The following is a 21,130-nucleotide window of genomic DNA, read 5'->3' on the forward strand; positions in this document are numbered from 1 at the left end:
GATCGTTCAGGTCATGGCCGCGCTCATTCCCGCAGGATTCCCAGAGCACGGTCCAGGTCGTCAGGGTAGCCGCTGACGAAGCAGACCTCCTCCCCTGTGCGGGGATGGCGGAACCCCAACTCCCGGGCGTGTAGCCACTGCCGATCCAGGCCGAGCCGCTTGGCGAGGGTGGGATCGGCCCCATAAGTGAGGTCGCCCACACAGGGGTGCCGCAGCGTCGAGAAATGCACGCGGATCTGGTGGGTACGGCCCGTCTCCAGCCGTACGTCCACCAGACTGGCCGCCGGAAACGCCTCAAGGGTGTCGTAGTGGGTGATGCTGGGCTTACCGCCCGAGACCACCGCCCAGCGGTAGTCGTGGTGTGGGTGCCGATCGATCGGAGCGTCGATGGTGCCCCGCAACGGATCGAGGTGCCCCTGCACCACGGCGTGGTAACGCTTCTCCACCTCGCGGTACTTGAACGCCCGCTTCAGGAAGGTGTAGGCCTGCTCGCTCTTGGCCACCACCATGATCCCAGTCGTGCCGACGTCGAGCCGGTGCACCACGCCCTGCCGCTCGGCCGCGCCGCTGGTGGCGATCCGGTGGCCGATCGCGGCAAGCCCACCGATCACGGTCGGTCCGGTCCAACCGGGACTGGGGTGAGCGGCCACGCCAACCGGCTTGTCCACCACCACGATGTCGTCGTCGGCATACACGACGCCCAGGCCGGATACCGCCTGCGGCACGACGGCCGGCGGAGCCGCCGGCGCCGGCAGCGTCACCTCCAGCCAGGACCCGGCCCGAATCTTGTAGGAATTAGCCCGCACCGTGCCGTCGACCAGCGCGGCGCCCTCGTCAACCAGGGCCGCCGCGGTCGTCCGGGAGAGCCCGAAGAGCCGCGCAACGGCCTGGTCGAGGCGGAGTCCGTCGAGCCCGTCCGGGACTGGCAGCGATCGTTGGTCACCGCCGGCCGCATACGCCGCCGTCATGCCCGCTCCCGGGGCGCCGTGGGGGTCGCCTGCCGTCCGCCCCGGCCGAGCCGGCTGCCGTCGCGCTGGCGGCCGGTCAGTTCCAGGAACACCGCGAGGAAGACGCCGCAAACCAGAGCGCTGTCGGCCACGTTGAACACCGGAAACGCCCGGCCGTACGGCTCCAGGACACTGATCATGTCGACCACGTGACCGACGAACCAGCCCGGAGCACGGAAGATGCGGTCCATCAGGTTTCCGAGTGCCCCGCCGAGCACCAGCCCCAACGACACCGCCCAGGGCAGGGAGCGCAGGCGCAGCGCGGTCCAGAGGATCCAGCCGATCACGAGGATGGTGATCAGCGAGAAGATCCAGGTGTGGTCGGCGCCGATGCTCCACGCCGCGCCGCTGTTGCGGGTGAGGCTGAGATAGACCAGGCCGCCCAGGAGCTGGACCGGCTCTCGGCCCTCCAGCGCCTGAAGTGCCAGATGCTTGGTCCCGAGGTCGAGCGCCAGCACGGTGAGGCCGATGCCGAGCAGGACCGACGCGGCGCGGCGCCGGGTCGTCGCACCGTCGGCGGCGCCGGGCGACTCGACGGCACCGGGCAACTCGGCGGCAACGGGCGGCCCATCCGCCTCGACGGCGCCATCCGGCCCGGGGGCCGGACGGCCCTCGGCGGGCCCGGTTGACCCGGTCGCCTCGGCACGGCCGGATCCCGGGGTCGGTCCTGCGGTCATCTACTCCCCATCGACGCTCGCGGCGGCGGACGCCGCCTCACCGGGCTACTGGAGAGCGAGGTCTCAGCGCCGCTCCGCCAGCTGCTTACAGGTCACACAGAGGGTCGCCGACGGGAAGGCGGCCAGCCGCTCCACCGGGATCGGGTTGCCGCACCGTTCGCACCAGCCGTAGCCACCCTCATCGAGCCGTTCCAATGCCCGCTCGACCTGCGTGATCCGTTCCAGGATGCTGTTGGCGAGGGAAATCTCCTGCTCCCGCTCGAACGTCTTGGTGCCGGTGTCGGCCTGGTCATCCCCGGCCGAGTCGGTCAGCCGGTCGCGCTGCAGCTCGGTGATCTCGCTCAACGTCTGATCATACTCGGCACGAAGCTCGTCCCGCCGTGCCGCCAGGGCTGCCCGGATCTTCTCGGTCTCCGCCGCGCTGCGGGTGGACTTGGTCGCCGGCTTACGGCCGGCGGTCCTGGTGTCGGCTGGCTTCGCCATCGTCGCTCCCTTAGCCGCGGAGCCGCGGAGGGCCGCGGCACCTGGACAGGGGCCGCCGCGTTCGGCGCCCCCAGGTACAAAACGGGCGCGCAGCCATTGGCCGCGCACTCCGGAGGTTCGCAAGGATACGGAACGTACAGGCGTCGGACAATGTGGCGCACCGACGCCCTGACGCCCACCCCGAATTTACACATCTCGGGCAAAAAGAACGCTAGCAGACTGATCGCTCCGGCCCTCGCCGTAATCGCCAAACCCGTACCCCACTCGCCGCTGCCGGATAAGAGGCCGCAGCCACCGCTGCACCTCGGTCCGCCGCCGCGGAAGCGTCCCACCGCCTCGGATGCCCGGCGAGCAGGTTGTTGCCGGCCGCGACGGAAAGTGGTCACCCGCATCCAACCAGCAGCACCCGCTGCCCAGCACAGCAGGTTTGGGCCGGGCAGGGCGATGGCTCAGAACCGAGGCCGGGGCCGGTAGCAGCGGGAGCCAGGGCGAGTTGCGGACGCAGGGCCTGGGCGCGCGGTGACCGGCCCGCCCTATCCGTCGCGGAGTTGGCGCAGCCTCTGGGCGATCTCGGCACTGACCCCACCGACATAAAAGATCTTGTTTCGGCTGGCCGCCCCAGCGCCCAGCAAGACCGCTCCCCGCCGGACACCGAGCGCTTCGGCCAGGGCACGGCGCGCTGCCTCGGTGGCCCGCCCGTCCACCGGTGGTGCCGTCACCGCGATGATCAGAGCAGGGCCATGCGGACCCAGGTAGCAGCCCCCTACTCGGGACCGAGACGATCCCGGTTTGATCCGGACCGCGACAGTCAACGAGTCACCGCCGTGGGCGGCTGGCGCCTCAGCCTCAGGGACCGGCACCGGCACCGCCGCTGGCGATCCGCCCTTCCGCACTCAACAAGGCGGCGACCGGGGCGCAGTGGGCACAAGGGGTGAAGCCGAGGTCTGTCGCCTCGGCCACGGGAAGCGGCTCGGGCTCGCCGAGTAGCTCCCTACAGCCGGCCAGGTGGTAGCGGGGGTGGGCGTCAACCACCCACACCTCCCGGTCGAGTTGGGCCAGCAGTGCTGCCTCCGCCGGGGTGACCGCCGCTGGAGCTGGCTCGCCGTCCACAACCGGTGCGGAGCCCACGACCGGCGGCCCGGGTGGTTGCCGCCACCCGGTGCCGCCATGGTCGATCGACGGAGGAACATGCTGGCCGGGAGGCATGCGGCCGCCCGGCTGCCGGTCGGCGCTCCCACCACCTTGATCCGCCTCGGCCGGGGTCTGCTCCGCCGCTGCCCGGGCCGCGGCTGCCTGGCGGGCACCCATGACGAGCGCGACGGCAGCCAACAGGCTGGCCGCGATGGAGACGATCAGCAGGCTGCTGGATCCATCAGCGAGGCCCACCACCAGCAGCACCACGGCAACGAGAATGAGCAGGATACTGGCGACTATCAAAGCCCACCCCCCGCGTCTCGTTCCGATTCTGCGACCGGGCAACCGTCAGTGCGGCGACCGCCCGCCGGTGTGGTCAGCGACCGGATTCCAACGCACCAGAGCGACCGCCGCCGTAGGAGCCGGCGAGACCGGCTGCGGCAAGTCCGTTGCCGCCACCGGCACGGCCCCCACCATCGGTCCGGTCAATCTCGACATCCGGGCCCTGCCCACGGCTGTCAAGGTCACGCAGCTGACTCTCGAGGTACGCCTTGAGGCGGGTGCGGTACTCGCGCTCAAACTGCTTGAGCCCCTCGATGTGCTCCTGCAACGCGGTGCGCTTGGTGTCCAGGCCGCCCATGGCCTCCTGGTGCCGCTGACGGGCATCCCGCTCCAGGGCGTCGGCCTTGGCCCGCGCCTCGAGGGTGACCTCCTCGGCCTTGGACCGAGCCTCGGAGAGCACCTGGTCGGCTTCGCGGCGGGCGTCAGTGACGTGCTCGTCGGCGGTCCGCTGGGCCATCATCAGCACCCGGAGCGCCTGCTGCTCGCCGTCGCCGCCGGCTGGCACGGCACCGGCACCACGGACCTGCTCCAGCTCCGCCTGCATCGCGCGGGCGGCCTGCTCGGCTCCGGCCTTGTCCCGCTGGACCCGGTCGAGCTGCGCCTTCACGTCGTTGAGCTCGGCGGCGAGCCGGGCGTCACCACCGGGGCCGACCGGACCGGCGGGGCCAGCGCCGCGACCACCGCGCTCCACCTGAGCGCGCAGCTCGTTGTTCTCCTCGATCAGACGGGCCAGCTCACGCTCGACCTCGTCCAGGAAGGCATCGACCTCCTCCTCGTCGTACCCCCGCTTGCCGATCGGCGGCTTTTTGAAGGCGACGTTGTGGACGTCGGCCGGGGTCAGCGGCATCGAAACTCCTCGGGTCAGTTGCGGCCGCGAAAGCGCATCGGTCATCCAGCGGTGCTGGTGATCGACGGCCCTAACACGAACTCCATCAGCACGAACAGGATAACCAGGAGCACAAGGGAGGCCAGGTCGATGCTCACGGTACCAATTCGCAGCGGAGGGATCACACGCCTCAACGCGTGGAGCGGGGGATCAGTGACGCTCCACACGGTTTCCAGCCCTGCCGAAGCCCCACGCCCTGGTTGCCAACGCCGACCGTACTGGAGCACCGCACTTAACACAAATCGGGACAACAGGATAAGAAGAAAGACATACAAGACCAGATACAAGACCTGGAGCAGGATTGACAACACGGCTGGCGACGTCCCTTGCACTCGGGCTGATCAACTGAGGCTGAAGAAACCGCCCTCAGCGATCTTGGCTTTGTCCTCCGCGGTGACCTGGACATTGGCCGGCGAAAGCAGGAACACCCGATTGGTCACGCGCTCGAACCCGCCACGCAGCCCGAACGCGAGCCCAGCGGCGAAGTCCACCAGTCGCCGTGCATCCGCCTCGTCCATTTCCGTCAGGTTGATGATAACCGGGACCCCATCTCGGAAGTGCTCGCCGATGGTCCGCGCCTCCCGGTAGGTGGTCGGGTGCAGCGTGGTGATCTGGTAGCGCTGCTCCTCCTCCACCGAGACCCGCTCCCGAGCCGACGCCTGCGGCGCCAGGGCCAGATTGTCGCGGGTGTGGTAGGTCAGGGCACCAGTCGCCTCGGGGACGGACCGGGTGATCGACCGGACACTGGAGCGCTCGGCCCGCTCCGGCTGCTCGTTCTCCTCGTCTTGGTCCGCGTCGCCAGCCCGCGCCGCAGCCCGCTCCAGACGCCCCCGGTCGCCAAGCCGCGAGCGGGGCGGAGCGGCCTCCTCATCGTCGTCGTCTCCAAAGTCCTCGGAGTATCGGCTCGACCGATACCGCGACTCGCGGTAGTCACCCTTGTCGTAGCCACCGTCGTCGTAAGCCCGCTCGTCGTCCTCCTCGACCAGACCGAGCCAGACCCCCGCCTTGCGCAGCGCACCCATCCCGCGCCCTTCCCGTCCGCCCTGCGGCACGCACCCCCGTGCCGCGTCGCCTGCCGCAAGTGGATCATTTCTGCTCGCCGGGTCGGCACCCCCCTGGGCGCGCGTTTCGCGTCGCGCGCCACAACCCGACGAGTGGAGTGCCACTCCTACCAAACAACACCGATGTAATTTGCTCCTGGCGGCCAGGCTACCGCAGCGTGGGGCGCATTCCGAGTAACGCGCTGCCCACCCGGACATGTGTCGCGCCGTACCGGATCGCCGATTCCAGGTCCCCACTCATGCCGGCCGACACCAACGTCGCCTGCGGATGCTGGGCCCGGAACCCGGCCGCTACCTCCGCCAACCGGGCAAACGCCCGGTCCGGTTCCCAGCCCAGCGGTGCCACCGCCATCAACCCGCCAAGCCGCAGCCCGTCCGCACCCGCCACCACCTCGGCCACCGGATCGAGCCCCGCGTCCAGGTCGGTGGAGCCGGGCAACGCGCCACCGCGACCCAGCGCCCCGTCGATGCTGACCTGAAGGAGGACCTCCAACGGTCGGTCCCGTTCGGCCGCCGCCCGATCCAGCGCCCGGGCCAACCGGACGCTGTCGACCGAGTGCACCACGTCGGCGTACCGGACCACCGACTTCGCCTTGTTCCGCTGCAGTTGGCCGACGAAGTGCCACCGGGGCGTCACCCCCGCCGCGGCCACCTCGGCGGCCTTCGCCGCGGCCTCCTGGTCCCGGTTCTCCCCGACCTCGGTCGCCCCGAGCCCCACCAGGGCGACGACGTCACTCGCCGGGTACGTCTTGGTCACTGCGATCATGGTCACCTCCCCCGGGTCCCGACCGGCCGCCGCACAGGCGTCGGCGATTCGGGTACGGACTCGGGCAAGGCCAGCTGCGAGATCGGCGCTCCGGTCGGTGGGCGCCGCGGCGGGGGTGTTGGTCATCGGCGGGACTCAGGAACCGTTCTTGAGGAAGTCGGGAACATCGACGTCGTCGAAGAGAACCCGACGCGGCGACTGCTGCGGGGCGGGAGTGGTTGGCGGCGCCGGTGCCGCGGGTGTGGCCGGTGCCGGCTGATTCTGATTCGTCTTGCGCGCCGGCTCGGCCGCCTTGTATGCGGGCGCGCCTCCGTCGAAGCCCGCGGCGATGACAGTGACCCGCACCTCGTCGCCGAGGGCGTCGTCGATCACCGCGCCGAAGATGATGTTGGCTTCCGGGTGGGCCGCGTCGGTGACCAGTTGCGCCGCATCGTTGATCTCGAACAGCCCCAGGTCAGAACCGCCAGCGATCGAGAGCAGCACGCCGCGCGCGCCGTCCATGCTCTGCTCCAGCAACGGACTGGAGATGGCCGCCTCGGCCGCCTCCACCGCCCGGTTCTCACCCCGGGCACTACCGATTCCCATCAGCGCGCTGCCGGCACCGCTCATCACGCTCTTGACGTCGGCGAAGTCCAAATTGATCAGACCGGGAGTGGTGATCAGGTCGGTGATCCCCTGGACACCGGAGAGGAGCACCTGGTCGGCGGTACGGAAGGCGTCCATCATGGAGATGTTCCGGTCACCGAGCGCAAGGAGCCGGTCGTTCGGGATCACGATCAGCGTGTCGCACTGGTTCCGCAGCTCGTCAATGCCGGCCTCTGCCTGCACCTGGCGGCGCTTACCCTCGAACGAGAACGGCCGGGTGACCACACCGATGGTGAGCGCGCCGAGCTTGCGGGCGATGTTCGCCACCACCGGAGCGCCGCCGGTGCCGGTGCCACCGCCCTCGCCACAGGTCACGAAGACCATGTCGGCGCCCTTCAGGACTTCCTCGATCTCGTCGCGGTGGTCCTCGGCCGCGTTCTTTCCGACATCTGGGTTGGCACCAGCGCCCAGACCACGGGTCAGTTCCCGCCCCACGTCGAGCTTGACGTCGGCGTCACTCATCAGCAGTGCTTGTGCATCGGTGTTGATCGCGATGAACTCGACGCCCTTGAGCCCAACCTCGATCATTCGGTTGACGGCGTTCACGCCGCCGCCACCGATACCGACGACCTTGATGACCGCCAGGTAGTTGTGCGGAGGTGTCATCTGAAGGTCCTTTCCCCCTCGAGATTGGCATGGGCCGCGCCACTCGGCTTGCCCAGGATCAACGGTTGACGACGCGGCCATCACCAGGGCTCGGGTGTAAACCCTCACCCTCTACTAGAGGGTTACATTTATGTCAACCACTGATCCTCTTCGGGGCAACGTAAGCGCCTCCGCCCAATGTGCCAAGCAACCCGGCGGCGTGTCGCCCCCGCGGGCAGATCACACATCACCGGACGGTCACCACGTCCGGAGCGCTGACATCGATCGTGGCCGCCGCCCCGTTCAGCAACGAGGTGGCGATTCGCGCCTTGTCCGCCCCCCGGGTCGCATCCCCCCACACCACCTGCCGCTCATCGCGCAGGTGGAGCGTGAGTCGGGCCAGCCCTTCCACCGTGACGTCCACGAGTTCGGCCCGCAGTTGCGGGGTGAGCTCGGCGAGCACCGCCAGAGCGGCCTGGGTCTCCGGATCGGCCGGGCCCGGCGTCGCCAGCCGGATCACCGGTAGGCCGTCGGGGGGAACCGACAGCCGACGGAAGACAACCCCAGCAGCGTCCACCACGAGAAACTGGCCCTCCTGCGGCACCACCGCCGCACCGGTCCGCTCGGTTAGCCGGACCACAAGGACATCCGGCCAGTCCCGCGTCACGTCAACCCGCTCGACTGCCGGCAGGCCACCGATGCGCTCCGCGGTCGCCGCAAGGTCCACCCGGGCCAGCGGCGTGCCGTCGGGCACCCCCGCGACCTCACGCACCTCCACCGGGGTCACCAACTCGGCCCCCTCCACCCGCACCTCACGCACCCCAAACAGGCCAGTGCCGACCAGCACCCAGCCGACCAAACCCGCCAGCGCCAGCCCGCCAGTGGTAAGCGCCCAGGGCAGAACCGCGCGCATTCGGCGCCGCCGGGCACGGGCCATGAACCGTCGGGTTGAGGCGGGCACCGCGTCCCGACCGGCCCGAACCAGCTGCCAGCGGCGGGCCGGCCCCCGGCGACCGACGCCCCCCTCCACCCCGGAGGTACGCCGACGCCCAGGCCGCGAGGTCATCCGGCGGTAGAAGCGTCGGGAGTGGAGCTACCCGGGAGGTCGGGAACGGTACCCCCGATCGTCGTCGCACCCCCGACGTCACCGCCGGGCACGGCGCCGGCGGTGCCCGCCACGCCCCGCTTCGCCAGCGCGTCAAGTAGCTGGTCGCCCAGGAGCGAGCTGGGTGGCGCGCCCATCGTCACCACGACATCGCCCGACCTGGCCCGGCGGGCCACCTCGACCGGCGCCGCCTCCCAGGAGTCCACGAAGATCTTCCGGTCGGCCGGCAGCGGCACCGCCTCGATCAGCTCCGCCGAGCCCTCCCCCGGCCCCCGGAGCTCCCCCGGGCCGAAGACCTCCAACAGCACCAGTTCGTCGGCGATGGCGAGGGCCTCGGCGATCTCCGCCTGCAGGTCGCGGGTGCGGTAGAGCCGATAGGGCTGGAACACCACGAGCAACCGTCCCTCGCCGGCCACCTCCCGCAACGTCCGCAACGCCAGCGCAATCGGTGTCGGGTGGTAGGCGTACTCGTCATAGACGAGCACGTCGTCCGCGACACCCTTACGCTCGAAGCGCCGCCGAACGCCGGGAAAGGCCGCCAGCGCGGCCTGCGCCGCCTCCAGCGGCAGGTCCAACAGGTGTTCGGCGAGCACCGCCGAGGCGCTGTTGAGCCCCATGTGCCGCCCCGGCACCGGCAGCCGGAACTCGCCCAGCGACCGGCCGTCGATTTCGGCGAGGTAACGGATACCCCGGGTGGAGGAGGCCATCTCGGTCAGCTGAAGATCCGCGTCGGCCGAGGTGCCGTACGTGTACACCTGTCGTCCCTCGGCGCGCAGCGTCTCGGCCAGTCGCCGGCTGCCCGCGTCGTCAGCGCAGGTGATGATGAAGCCGTCCGGGTCGGTGAGGCGGGCGAAGTCGGCGAAGGCCGCCTCCAGATTGGCCAGGTCACCGTAGGTGTTCAGGTGGTCGGCCTCAATATTGGTGATGATCGAGACAAACGGTCGATAGATCAGAAAGGAACGGTCACTCTCGTCCGCCTCCACCACGAAGTACTCACCCGTGCCATGGTGCGCACCGGAACCGACCTCGGATATCTCCCCGCCGATCACGAAGGACGGATCCACCCCGGCCTGCTGAAGCACCATGGTCACCATCGAGGTGGTGGTGGTCTTGCCGTGGGTGCCCGCCACCGCGACCGTCCGGCGGCCGGTCATCGCCGCCGCAAGCGCCTCGGAACGGTGCAGCACCCGCAGGCCACGCCGGCGCGCCTCCACCAGCTCCAGGTGATCGGAGGGGATCGCCGAGGAGTAGACGACGGTGTCCACACCGTCGAGGTTGGCCGCCTCGTGAGTCATGTGGATGGTGCCACCCAGCGCCCGCAGGCCCGCCAGGGATGGCCACTCGCGCAGTTCGCTGCCGGAGACCGAGATCCCACGGGTGAGGAAGAGCCGGGCCAGGCCGCTCATCCCGACCCCGCCAGCCCCGATCAGATGGATGGCGCCGAGGTCCTCCGCCGTCAGCTGACCGGCCGGGGAGAACTTCGCCGTACTGTTCCCGCTCACCGGGCCACCGCCTCGTAGACGAAGTTGAGTAACGCCTCATCGCCGTCACGATGCCCGTACGCCGCCGCGGCACTCCCCATCGTGGCCAGCCGCTGCGGGTCCCGGATCAGCGGGATCACCGTGCTCTCCACCCAGGCCGGGGTCAGCTCGGCGTCGTCAACGAGTAGTCCGCCCCCGGCCTCCACCACCGGCACCGCGTTTCGTCGCTGCTCCTGATTGCTGTGTGGGTACGGCACGTAGACCGTCGGCAGCCCGACCGCCGCCACCTCCGCACAGGTCATCGCCCCACCCCGGCCGAGCATCAGATCGGCCGCCGCGTACCCCAGCTCCATCTGCGACAGATACGGCACCGTCACGTACGGCGCGGGCAGGTCGGTCGGCACCGACACCGCCTCGTTCCGTGCGCCTACCACGTGCAGTACCTGCACTCCGTTCCGGGCCAGTTCCTTGGCCGCCCCGGCGACCGCCAGGTTGATCGAGCGGGCGCCCTGCGATCCGCCGGCGACGAAGAGCACCGGCAGGTCCGGCCGGAGCCCGAAGTGGGCGCGGGCGGCGGTACGCATGGCGGCCCGGTCCAGACCGGCGATGCCCCGGCGTAGCGGCACCCCCACCACCCGGGCCCTGCGTAGCGACTCGGCCTGCGCGGGCTGGTGCGGGAAGCCCACCGCGAGGTGTTTGGTGAACTTCATGCCCAGCCGGTTGGCCACCCCCGGTGGCACATTGACCTCGTGAATGACGATCGGCAGCTCACGTCGCCAGGCGGCGAGGTACGCCGGGACCGAGACGTACCCGCCGAACCCCACCACCGCATCGGCCTGCACCTCGTCGATGACCCGGCCAGCTGCCCGGGCCGCGGTCCACATCCGGCCCGGGGTCTTCACCAGGTCCAGGTTGACCGAGCGGGGCAGCTGGTGCGCGGGGATCTGACGCAGGTCGTACCCGGCGGGTGGGATCAGCTCGTTCTCCAGCCCCTTTGGGGTGCCCAGGCAGGTGATCCGGATACCGGAGTCGTGCCGGCGCAGGCAGTCGGCGAAGGCGAGTAGCGGGTAGATGTGCCCCCCGGTGCCACCTCCCGCAAGCACCACCGAACGCAGCGGACCCATCACCGTCTCCTCTCCTCGGCCGACCCACGCCGGGCCCGGTTCGCCCGGACGGCACGCGGCGCGGCTTGGTCGTCTTCATGCCGCCCCCGGGGCACCCGGCCCCGGGGAGCTGGTGGGGAACCCGGGCGGCGCCGGCCGGGGAGCGGCGGCAACGGGGCCCAGACTAGTCGGACCCATCGGGCCGGCGGACGGGCATGCAGGGCTCTCGCCGCATCAGGTTCGGCCCGCGCGAACGAGGCGAGCATGCCGACCGCGGCGAGCGTGACGACCAGGGCGGTCCCGCCCTCGGAGATGAAGGGCAGCGGCACGCCGGTCAGCGGTAGCAACCCGGTCACGCCACCAATGTTGATCACCGCCTGGCCGACCAGCCAGGCGGTCGCCCCGGCGGCGGCGAGCTGCCGGAACCGGCCGGCCACCCGGCGGGCGATCCGCAGCCCGGTGTACGCGAGCACCGCGAACAGCGCCACGACCACACCGCACCCGACCGCACCCAACTCCTCAGCGATGATCACGAAGATGAAGTCATTCTCCGCCGCCGGAAGCGCCTCCCACTTCAGGGAACTCTTGCCCAACCCGGTGCCGAACCAGCCCCCGTGCTCGATCGCGTACCGAGCTTGGAGCATCTGGTAACACTCGTCCGCCTTGCAGGTGTCGAGCGGCGGCGGGTCAAAGAAAGTCGTCAGCCGCTCCAGCCGGAAATTGCCCTCGCCCTTCTCGCCCGACCCCTTCGACCCGGCGCCGTACGAGGCGACCGCCACCAGCAGACCGACACCGAGCAGGCCGATCGCACTCAACACCGCGAAGACCCGCAACCGCACCCCGGCCGCCCAGAGCAGCCCGACGACCAGGGCCAGCAGACAGAGCAACGTGCCGAGGTCGTTGTAGCCGACCAGCACGAACAGCAGCCCCAGCACCGGGAAGAGCGGCGTGGCCAACTCCCGCCACCAGCCGAGCCGGGCGCCCTTCCGGGCGAGCACGTCCGCCCCCCACACCACGAGGGCGAACTTCGCCAGCTCGGAGGGTTGGAGCTGGAACGGCCCGAGGTACAGCCAGTTCCGGTCTGCGGAGAACGGGCCGATCTGGCCGACGTCGGCCAGCGAGCTGAGCACAAGCACCAGATTCAGCAGCAGCAACAACCCCACCGCGCCACCGAGGGCCGGCCAGGCGACCGCCTGGAAGGTGCGGACCGGCAGCCGCTGGCACGCCCAGAAGGCCACGATCCCGAACACCGCGAAGAAGGCCTGCTCGGTCAACGACGCGGTGGCATCGCCGCGTCGGGCGAAGTCCTCCACGCTGGTCACCGAGAAGACCATGGTGAGACCGATCAACAGCAGCAGGCCGACGCTGGACAGCAGAAGGTAGTAGGAGGCCAGCGGCCGGTCCAGCAGGCCACGCAGCGCGGCCAACCCGCCGGCGGCGCTCAGGCCGCGCAGGGGCGGAGCGTCTGGAGGCGCCTCCGGTGCCCGCGCCACCGGCGGAACCTCGGCGGTACGCGTACTCCCCGGCGGCCAGCGCCGCCCCGCTCCCGGGCTGTCCTCTTGATCTGGTCCCTCCCCCACCCGACCATCATCGCGGGTGGGGGAGGCGTGGCCCTCGCAACCATCTCCCCGGCGTGTCGAGAAGCTGCGTCCGGTCAACCGACGCGGGCGAGGAACTCGCTGTAGAACAGGCCCAGGGCGATCGCCACCCCGATGCCGGCGATGATCCAGAACCGCACCACGATGTTGACCTCGCTCCAGCCCGCGAGCTCGAAGTGGTGCTGCAACGGTGACATCCGGAAGACCCGCTTACCGGTGGTCCGGAACGAGATGATCTGGATCACCACGGACATCGTGATGATGACGAAGAGTCCGCCGATGATCGGCAGCAGCAGGATCGTCCGGGTCGACATCGCCATCCCGGCGATCAGACCACCCAGGCCCAGCGCCCCGGTGTCGCCCATGAAGATCCGGGCCGGCGAGGTGTTCCACCAGAGGAACCCGACGCAGGCACCGGCCGCCGCGCCGGCGATCAACGCGATCTCCAGCGGGTCCCGTACCGCGTAGCAGTACTCCTGGGTGTAGTTCGGGTCCGCGCACCAGTGCCGGTACTGCCAGAAGGCGATCAGCGCGTACGCCGCGAGCACCATCACCGAGGCACCGGTGGCCAGACCGTCCAGACCGTCGGTGAGGTTGACGCCGTTGGTGGCGGCCATCACCACGAAGATGAAGAGGATGACCGCACCGACCTTGGTGAGCTCCAGCGCCGGGATGTCCCGGATGAAACTCAACGTCGTGCTGCCGACCGTCTCGGTGTTGGTCAACGCGCCCTGAGAGTCGGTCATGGTGCTCGGGAAGTAGAGCGCGATCACCCCGAACACCGCGCCGACCAGGATCTGGCCGAGCAGCTTGCCGCGCTTGTTGAGGCCACCGCTGTGCCGCTTGCGGACCTTCAGGAAGTCGTCAATGAAACCCACCGCGCCGGAGAACACCATCAGCCCCAGCAGCACCAGCGCCGTGATGGTCGGTTCGACCTGAGCGATCTGCGCGTCCGGCAGCGTGGTCAGGGCCAGGTGACCGGCGACATACGCGATGACGGTGGCCAGGATGAAGACCACCCCACCCATTGTCGGCGTGCCCTTCTTGCCCTGGTGCATCACCGGTCCCTCGGCCCGAATGGGCTGGCCGGCCTTCAACCGGGTGAAGACCTTGATCGCAATCGGGGTACAGAACAGCGAGACCAGGAAGGCCACCCCGACCGCGACGATGACTGCCCTCATGCCAGGCCACCGTCCGCTCCCGCGCCCCGATCGGTCCCGGCGTCGGCGCGCAGCGCGTCCGCCACCTCCCAGGTGCGGTACCGCGAGCCCTTCACCAGGACGACGTCACCGGGCCGCAGGTCTCCCCGCAGCACCTCGACAGCGTCCGCCTGATCGGTGAGCTGCACCGATTCTCCTTCCCAGTCACGTACCGATGTTGCGCCCTGATGGATTGGGGCCGCCGCCTCGCCCACCACGAGCAGGCGGTCCACCCCGAGCTCGGCGGCGAGTCGCCCGACCTCGACATGCCCCTCCTGCTCGTACGGCCCCAGTTCGGCCATGTAGCCGAGCACCGCGATGGTGCGCCGCCGCTCGAACCCGGCCAGCGCCCGCAGGGCGGCGGCCATGGAGGCGGGGTTGGCGTTGTACGAGTCGTCGATGACGGTGACCCCGTCCACCCGCTCGAAGACATCCATCCGGCGACTCGAGACCAGCCCGAGCTCACCCAGGGCGGTCGCCAGCTCGGTCACCGGCATTCCCAGTTCCCGGGCGACCGCGGCGGCGGCGAGCGAGTTGGACACCTGATGCCGGCCGGTCAGCCCGAGCCGCACCGGCGCGCGCCCCTCCGGAGTCACCAGCGTGAACGAGGGCCGGCCCCGCTCGTCCAGCACCACGTCAACGGCGCGCACATCGGCATCGGCCGCCTCGCCGAAACGGACCACCCGGGCCCGGGTTCGCGTCGCCATCGCGGCGACGAGGTCGTCGTCGGCGTTGAGCACGGCCAGCCCCTCCGCCGGCAGCGCCGCCACCAGCTCCCCCTTCGCCAGGGCGATGGTCTCTCGGGAACCGAACTCACCGATGTGGGCCACCCCCACGTTGAGCACCACGGAGATCTGCGGCGGCACCACCTCGCAGAGGTAGCTGACGTGCCCCACCCCGCGGGCCCCCTTTTCCAACACGAGGTAACGCGTGCCCGGGTCGGCCTGGAGTGCCGTGTAGGGGTGCCCCAGCTCGTTGTTGAACGAGCCGGGCGGGGCGACCGTCGGCCCCAGTCGAGAGGTGAGGGCAGCGATCAGGTCCTTGGTGCTGGTCTTACCGGAGGAGCCGGTGAGCCCAACGACGGTCAGCTCGGGCAGCCGATCCGCCACCGCGCGGGCCAGTCGCCCCAGCGCCAGCTGGGCGTCGGCTACCAGCACCATCGGCACGCCAGGAAGCACCCGGGTGCCGAGCACCGCCACCGCGCCCGCCCGGATCGCCCCGTCGGCGTAGTCGTGCCCATCCACCCGTTCCCCGGGGAAGGCGACGAAGAGCCCGCCTGGCGCGACCTTGCGGGAGTCGAACTCGACCGAGCCGGTGACCACCACGCTCGGGTCGGCGGCGACCAACCGACCGTCAACCGCCGCCGCCACCTCGGCCAGGCTCAGCCGGATCACGGCTGCCCCGGCCGGTCGCCGAAGCGGGCCCGCAGCGCGGCCGCCAGCTCCGTGCGGTCGTCGAAGGGATGCATCTGTCCGCCAACCTCCTGCCCCTGCTCGTGCCCCTTGCCCAACAGCGCCACCACGTCCCCGGGCTCAGCGAGCTCGACCGCCTCGGTGATCGCCGCACGCCGACCAGGCACCTCCAGGATTTGCACCTCGGTGTCGGCCCGACGCACGCCGGCGAGCACCTCGGCCCGGATCTCGGCGGGATCCTCGGTCCGCGGGTTGTCGTCGGTCACCAGCACCACATCCGCTCCCTGGGCGGCGGCGGCGCCCATCAGGGGCCGCTTGCCCCGGTCCCGGTCACCGCCGGCGCCGAGTAGGCAGATCAGCCGACCGGTGCTGAACTCCCGCAGGGCGGCCAGCGCGGCGACGATCGCATCGGTCTTGTGTGCGTAGTCGACGACGCCGCGCACCGGGCCGGGGGACGGCACCAGCTCCAGCCGACCGGGAACGCCGCCGCAGTCGGCCACTCCCGCGACGGCGGGCCGCGGCGCCACCCCGGCCGCCACCAGCACCGCGACGGCGAGCAGCGCGTTGGCGACGTTGTGTCGACCGGGCAGGGCCACCCTGGCGGGCAGGGTCAGCCCGCGCGGGCCGTGCAGGGTGAAGCGCTGCGCGTACCCCTCGCCACCGACCTCGTCGGCCCACCAGGTGGCGCCGCGGTCGCCGGCCGCGGAGTAGGTCACAGTGGCGGGTCGGCGCAGCGGAGTCAGCGCCGGGTCGTCGTGGTTGAGCACCTCCACCGCGCAGCGGCCGTCGAAGAGCTTCGCCTTGGCGGCGAAGTAGTCCGCGGAGTCGGCGTGGAAGTCGAGGTGGTCGGAGCCGAAGTTGGTGTAGCCGCCGACGGTGAACCGGACGCCGCCGACCCGCCCCATCGCCAGGGCGTGGCTGGACACCTCCATGACCACGGCGGTGACGCCGCGCTCTCGGGCAGCGGCGAGCATGGCGTGCAGGTCGGTCGCCTCGGGCGTGGTCCGGACGCTGTCGATCACCAGATCACCGAGGCGGGTCTCCACGGTGCCGATCAGGCCGGTGGTGTGCCCGGCCGCCCGCAGTCCTGACTCAACCAGGTACGCCGTGGAGGTCTTGCCCGCGGTTCCGGTCACCCCGATCACCGTCAACCCGGCGGTCGGTTCGCCGTACACCACACTGGCCAGGTCCCCCAGCACGGTCCGCGGGTCCGGCACCACCAGCATGGGCAGACCGGCTTCCGCGGTCGCCGCCGCGCCATCCGGGTCGGTCAACACGGCCACCGCACCAGCCTCGGCCGCGGCCGAGACGAACTCGGCGCCATGCCGCCGGGCACCGGGCAGGGCCGCGTACAGGTCGCCGGGGCGGACCTCCTGGCTGGCGTGTGTCACTCCGGTGACCGTCGGTTCCGTTGGACCGGACCGGAGATCAACAGCGTCCGCGCCGGACTCGGCGGCGAGCCGAGCGGCGAGGTTACCGAGCCGGATTCCGGTCACGCTACGAGGGCGAGGTTTGCCGGACACGGCGTCAGACCCTACCCGGTCGTCCGGTTCCGGCCGCACAGCCGCCCCGGTGGTTCGTCGGCACGCACCGATGATGTCCCGTCTACGCTGCTCAGCGGGGAAAGACGTCAAAGTTGGGCGGTGGGACCTGCGACGGCGGCACCCGATAGTGCTGCAGGGTGAACCGCATCATGTCGGCGAACACCGGCGCGGCGATGTCGCCACCCCCACCATTGGGAGTGTGGGCGAAGACAGCGATCACGTAACGGGGCTTCTCAGCCGGGGCCATCCCGATGAACGCCGCCACCTCACCGGGCTGTTTCTGCCCGTCTACCAGCCGCGTGCCCGTGCCGGTCTTGCCGGCCACCCGGTAGCCGGGGACCGCCGCGGCCCGACCGGTCGCGCCGTCTACGGTGGTCACCGCCTCCAGGAGGGTACGCAGCTCGGCGGCGGTCTCCGGGGTCAACACCTCCCGGGTCGTCGGCGCCTCCGGCGTTGTCCGCTCTCCCCGCGGCCCGACGATCTCCTTCACCAGGCGCGGCGCGACGTACGTGCCGTCGTTGGCGATGGTCGCGTACGCGGCAGCCATCTGGATCGCGGTGGCGTCCACACTGTGCCCGATCGGCACCGACCCATGCGACGAGGCACTCCACTCGTCGGCGGGCAGCACCGCGCCGCTCGCCTCGCCGAGCAGCCCGACACCGGTCGGCTCACCCAGCCCGAAGCGCTTCTGGTAGTCGATGAGCCGCTCCGGACCGAGCCGGTCGGCGATGGCGATGGTGCCGACGTTGGAGGAGTACGCCATCATCCCCGCCAGGCTCATCCGTCGGCCGTCCACCTTGGTGGTGTCGAAGAACGGGGTGCCGCCGAGGCGGATGGTGTTGGGTACGGGCAGCGTGGTGTCCGGGGTGATGACGCCTTCCTGGAGGGCGGCGCCGAACGTGATCGCCTTGTGCACCGACCCCGGTTCGACCACAAACGTGGTCGCCACGTCATCCCGGTCGGCCGGGTCGCTCTCCCCCCAGTTCGCGACGTTGTAGGTGGGGTAGGAGGCCTGGGCCAGAACCTCGCTGGTGCCCACCTCCAGGACGACCGCGGTGGCGGTCGAGCCGTTGACCGCTTCCATCGCCTCGGCCAGCTTGGCCTGGACCATGTACTGCAGGTCCCGGTCGAGGGTGAGGCACAGCGAGCTGCCCGGTTTCGCCTCGGTCGTCTCGCTGAAGCCCCCGGGGATCTGCACACCCCGCCCCGCCTCGTAGCGTTCCAGGCCGTCCTTGCCAGCGAGCACCTTGTCGTAGCCGGCTTCGAGCCCCTCCAGGCCGACCATCTCCTGGCTGGTGATGCCGATCAGGTTGGCGGCCAGATCCCCTCCGGGGACCTCCCGTCGCTCATCTTGGCGGGTGTCGATACCAGCCAGCCCAAGATCCTCGATCTGCTCGGCCAGGTCAACGTCCACCCCCCGTTTGAGGTATACGAACTGCAGTTCGTTCCCGTTGGGCCCGTCGCGTTTCCGCATCCGATCGGCGAGCTTCGACGCCGGGATACCGAGCGGCTCGGAGAGTGCCTGCGCGGTGGCCACCGGATCGGCGATCTGGGTCGGGTCGGCGAAGACATACCGCGCCTCGACACTGTGCGCCAGCACCTCCCCGTCCCGGTCGTGAATCGAACCACGAGGCGCCGGCAGAACCACGACCTTCAGCCGGTCGTCGATTCCGGCGCCGGCGTAGTCCGGATTCTCCACGACCTGCAGCACGACGAGCCGGATACCGATGACGGTGAACAGGGTCAGCACCAGCGCGGTGCCGAGCCGCAGCCGACGGCCGGAGTCGGCCAGGCGGGGTGGCCTCAGCCGGCGGCGTCGCTTCGGCCGAGCTGAGGTTGGGCGCGGCGGGCGTCGCCGCGGCGGTGGCTCCTCCGCCGGTGGACGCCGGGGCACGGTGCGCACCACGGAGGTGCGACGCGGCGGGTTCGCCCGCCGGGCAGCACCGGCCCGCCCTCCGCTGAGCACCTGGAGTGCCGGCCGGAACGGGTCACCGGAGCGACCGCGACCTCCCTGCGGTGCCCGACGGGGCTCGGCGCGACCTGCGCGGGCCTCCCCCAGCCGCTGCTCGCCGATGCTGCGGCCGCGAGGGGTGTAGGCCCGGGCACCGGAGATGCCACCACCCGACTCGGCCGGACGGGGATCGGCTGAACTGTCGGCGCGGGACGGACCGCGCCGGGACCCCTTGGCGTCCCGGCGCGGCTCCTCCGATCTGGGCGGCACGACTATCCCCCGGTACCCGGCTGGCCGACCCCCGACGATGGCCCGCTGCCCGGCTGTGGCACATCAATGGCCGCGCCGCCGTCGGGCAGCTGGATGTAACCCGGCTCGAGCTCGACGAGGCCAAGCTTGCGAGCGGCTTCGAGCAGGTTGCCCGGTGCCTCCGCCTCGGTGATCTGTTGGTTCAGCTGCTGCTGCTGCAGGTTGAGGGTGGTCTGCTGCTCCCGGAGCTCACCCAGGCGAATCGCGTTCTCGTTGATCTTGGTGTTTACCAACAGGATGCCGAGCACCCCACCGACCACCAGTGCCACGACCAACGTGGCGAACGGTGCGCGCGGCACCGACACCGGAGCCGGTGGCGCCACCCGTAGCCGGGTCGTTCGGGTGCTGACCGTCCGCGCGCTCGGGCGCAGCGCCGCGGTGCCCTGGGTCGGGAACGCACGCGTGCCCCGCGCGCGGGTCGCCCCCGACCGCGGCTGGGTGCCGGTGCGCGTGGCCCGCTCCGCCGCGATCCGGCCCCCCGACCGCGGTGTGCGCTGCCCGGCGCCGGCCCCCTGCCGGCGGTCGCGCTTGTCAATCGTCATGTCCCTCCCCCTCGTCATCCGCCCCTGTCCCGTCATCCCCCGAGGCCGGCCGCCGCACGGCCGACCCCGTCCCCGGTTGGTGCATCGCCCGGACCCGCCGCCGGTACCGTTCGCGGTCGGTACGCTGGCGCTGCTGCATGGTCGGATCGAGCCGTTCGGCGGCCCGCAGCCGCACCGAGGCCGCCCGTGGGTTCACCGCGACCTCCGCCTCGCCGGGCAGCTCCGCCCCTCGGCTGAGGAGCCGGAAGGTCGGGCCGGTCCCCGGCAGCTCGACCGGAAGGTCGATCGGGCCCTTGCTGCGAACCCGGTCCGCGAGCGCCACCTTGGTAAGCCGGTCCTCCAACGAGTGGTAGGACAGGACCACCATCCGGCCCTCGATCGTGAGCCGGTCGAGCGCCGCCGGCAGCGCCGTCTCCAGCGCCGCCAACTCTCTGTTCACCTCAATCCGTAGCGCCTGAAAAGTTCGCTTTGCCGGATGGCCACCGGTGCGCCGGGCTGGCGCGGGGATGCTCTGCCGGACCAACTCGGCCAGCCGCGCCGACGAGGTGATCGGGGCCCGGGCCCGCTCCCGAATGATCGCCGACGCGATTCGCGGCGCGAACTTCTCCTCGCCGTAGACCCGCAGCACCCGGGCCAGCTCCGGATGCGAATAGGTGTTGACCACCTCTTCGGCGGTCACTCCCCGGCTCTGGTCCATCCGCATGTCCAACGGAGCGTCCTGCGCGTAGGCGAACCCACGGTCGGGCGCGTCAAGCTGCAACGAGGAGACCCCGAGATCGAAGAGGATCCCGTCCACGACCGGATGGCCGAGCTGATCGAGCACCTCGGGCAACTCGTCGTAGACGGCGTGCGCCAGGTGCACCCGGTCCGCGAAGCGGGCCAGTCGTACGCGGGCGTGCGCCAGCGCCTCGGTGTCCCGGTCCAGCCCCACCAGCACGGTCCGCGGATGCGCCGTCAGGATTGCCTCGGCGTGCCCACCCAGCCCCAGCGTCGCATCAACGTAGACCGTCTGCCCCGGCCGGTCCAGCGCGGGAGACAGCAGCTCGAGACAACGCTCAAGCAACACCGGCACGTGCGCGCCGCGCAACTCCCCCATGTCGCCCCCCACTGGTTCCGTCCCGTCTGTCGTGCCGTGCCTGTCGTCGGACGGCGCCCCGTCGTCGTACTGCCAGATCCCCATCCGCTCCCGCCCGCCTTCCGGCAACGGCCCCCGATCGGATCGCGCGCCTGGCACCGGGGAAGGGATGCCAGGAACTCGAAAGCGGCTGGAGATCTCGCAGTACGCCAGGCGCCGTCGCGC

20 protein-coding genes are annotated in these 21,130 nt (G+C 70.8%); all 20 read right to left on the reverse strand.

Going from position 1 to position 21,130, the window contains the following annotated elements; translation table 11 throughout:
* Positions 1–23: 23 nt before the first annotated feature.
* The 20 genes from B118_RS0104820 to rsmH all read right to left on the reverse strand — a co-directional run bounded on the left by B118_RS0104820 (position 24) and on the right by rsmH (position 20,926).
* The gene (locus tag B118_RS0104820) at positions 24–968 is read right to left on the reverse strand and encodes an RluA family pseudouridine synthase (RefSeq protein WP_018223279.1); all 945 of its coding nucleotides are present in this window, start codon (positions 966–968) and stop codon (positions 24–26) included.
* On the reverse strand, positions 965–1,684 hold the full coding sequence (gene lspA, locus B118_RS0104825; RefSeq protein WP_018223278.1) for a signal peptidase II: 720 nt from the start codon (positions 1,682–1,684) through the stop codon (positions 965–967). Before lspA ends, B118_RS0104820 begins: the two co-directional genes overlap by 4 nt.
* A gap of 63 nt (positions 1,685–1,747) precedes the next feature.
* On the reverse strand, positions 1,748–2,167 hold the full coding sequence (locus B118_RS0104830) for a TraR/DksA family transcriptional regulator (protein ID WP_012014414.1): 420 nt from the start codon (positions 2,165–2,167) through the stop codon (positions 1,748–1,750).
* Positions 2,168–2,700: 533 nt separating this feature from the next.
* Positions 2,701–3,033 carry a DUF167 domain-containing protein gene (locus B118_RS0104835; RefSeq protein WP_018223277.1) on the reverse strand — a complete coding sequence of 111 codons (333 nt, stop codon included), beginning with the start codon at positions 3,031–3,033 and terminating at the stop codon, positions 2,701–2,703.
* Positions 3,014–3,568, reverse strand: a complete 555-nt coding sequence (locus tag B118_RS0104840; RefSeq protein ID WP_018810897.1) for a hypothetical protein — start codon at positions 3,566–3,568, stop codon at positions 3,014–3,016. The genes B118_RS0104835 and B118_RS0104840 overlap by 20 nt, the downstream gene beginning before the upstream one ends.
* A gap of 109 nt (positions 3,569–3,677) precedes the next feature.
* Positions 3,678–4,490 (reverse strand): DivIVA domain-containing protein, encoded by an 813-nt coding sequence (locus B118_RS0104845; RefSeq protein WP_018223275.1) that lies wholly within the window; start codon positions 4,488–4,490, stop codon positions 3,678–3,680.
* A gap of 41 nt (positions 4,491–4,531) precedes the next feature.
* Complete coding sequence (locus tag B118_RS0104850) at positions 4,532–4,840, reverse strand: YggT family protein (protein ID WP_018223274.1); 309 nt, start codon at positions 4,838–4,840, stop codon at positions 4,532–4,534.
* A gap of 30 nt (positions 4,841–4,870) precedes the next feature.
* Complete coding sequence (locus tag B118_RS0104855) at positions 4,871–5,551, reverse strand: cell division protein SepF (protein ID WP_018223273.1); 681 nt, start codon at positions 5,549–5,551, stop codon at positions 4,871–4,873.
* A 187-nt stretch (positions 5,552–5,738) separates the two neighbouring features.
* Positions 5,739–6,482 carry a YggS family pyridoxal phosphate-dependent enzyme gene (locus tag B118_RS0104860; protein ID WP_018810896.1) on the reverse strand — a complete coding sequence of 248 codons (744 nt, stop codon included), beginning with the start codon at positions 6,480–6,482 and terminating at the stop codon, positions 5,739–5,741.
* A gap of 9 nt (positions 6,483–6,491) precedes the next feature.
* Positions 6,492–7,607, reverse strand: a complete 1,116-nt coding sequence (gene ftsZ / locus B118_RS0104865; protein ID WP_018216362.1) for a cell division protein FtsZ — start codon at positions 7,605–7,607, stop codon at positions 6,492–6,494.
* 226 nt (positions 7,608–7,833) lie between these two features.
* The gene (locus tag B118_RS0104870) at positions 7,834–8,616 is read right to left on the reverse strand and encodes a cell division protein FtsQ/DivIB (protein ID WP_028192450.1); all 783 of its coding nucleotides are present in this window, start codon (positions 8,614–8,616) and stop codon (positions 7,834–7,836) included.
* A gap of 32 nt (positions 8,617–8,648) precedes the next feature.
* On the reverse strand, positions 8,649–10,193 hold the full coding sequence (gene murC / locus B118_RS0104875) for a UDP-N-acetylmuramate--L-alanine ligase (protein ID WP_028192451.1): 1,545 nt from the start codon (positions 10,191–10,193) through the stop codon (positions 8,649–8,651).
* Positions 10,190–11,296, reverse strand: coding sequence for an undecaprenyldiphospho-muramoylpentapeptide beta-N-acetylglucosaminyltransferase (murG, locus tag B118_RS0104880; protein ID WP_020493370.1), 1,107 nt, complete (start codon positions 11,294–11,296; stop codon positions 10,190–10,192). The genes murC and murG overlap by 4 nt, the downstream gene beginning before the upstream one ends.
* A complete protein-coding gene (locus B118_RS0104885) occupies positions 11,296–12,702 on the reverse strand; it encodes an FtsW/RodA/SpoVE family cell cycle protein (RefSeq protein ID WP_238323862.1) in 1,407 nt (468 codons plus the stop codon). The genes murG and B118_RS0104885 overlap by 1 nt, the downstream gene beginning before the upstream one ends.
* Before the next feature lie 227 nt (positions 12,703–12,929).
* Entirely contained in the window at positions 12,930–14,054 is a 1,125-nt protein-coding gene (gene mraY, locus B118_RS0104890; RefSeq protein ID WP_018223265.1) for a phospho-N-acetylmuramoyl-pentapeptide-transferase, read from the reverse strand.
* Entirely contained in the window at positions 14,051–15,466 is a 1,416-nt protein-coding gene (locus B118_RS0104895; protein WP_018223264.1) for a UDP-N-acetylmuramoyl-tripeptide--D-alanyl-D-alanine ligase, read from the reverse strand. The genes mraY and B118_RS0104895 overlap by 4 nt, the downstream gene beginning before the upstream one ends.
* On the reverse strand, positions 15,463–17,046 hold the full coding sequence (locus B118_RS0104900; protein ID WP_456300021.1) for a UDP-N-acetylmuramoyl-L-alanyl-D-glutamate--2,6-diaminopimelate ligase: 1,584 nt from the start codon (positions 17,044–17,046) through the stop codon (positions 15,463–15,465). The genes B118_RS0104895 and B118_RS0104900 overlap by 4 nt, the downstream gene beginning before the upstream one ends.
* Positions 17,047–17,098: 52 nt before the next feature.
* Positions 17,099–19,249: a peptidoglycan D,D-transpeptidase FtsI family protein gene (locus B118_RS0104905; RefSeq protein WP_026270606.1), complete on the reverse strand. Its 2,151-nt coding sequence runs from the start codon at positions 19,247–19,249 to the stop codon at positions 17,099–17,101.
* Between the two features lie 2 nt (positions 19,250–19,251).
* The gene (gene ftsL, locus B118_RS0104910) at positions 19,252–19,830 is read right to left on the reverse strand and encodes a cell division protein FtsL (RefSeq protein WP_018826754.1); all 579 of its coding nucleotides are present in this window, start codon (positions 19,828–19,830) and stop codon (positions 19,252–19,254) included.
* Complete coding sequence (rsmH, locus tag B118_RS0104915; RefSeq protein ID WP_033660477.1) at positions 19,820–20,926, reverse strand: 16S rRNA (cytosine(1402)-N(4))-methyltransferase RsmH; 1,107 nt, start codon at positions 20,924–20,926, stop codon at positions 19,820–19,822. Before rsmH ends, ftsL begins: the two co-directional genes overlap by 11 nt.
* Between the last annotated feature and the right edge of the window lie 204 nt (positions 20,927–21,130).

This window comes from Salinispora pacifica CNR114 (genome assembly GCF_000514775.1).
Classification (GTDB): Bacteria; Actinomycetota; Actinomycetes; order Mycobacteriales; family Micromonosporaceae; genus Micromonospora; species Micromonospora pacifica.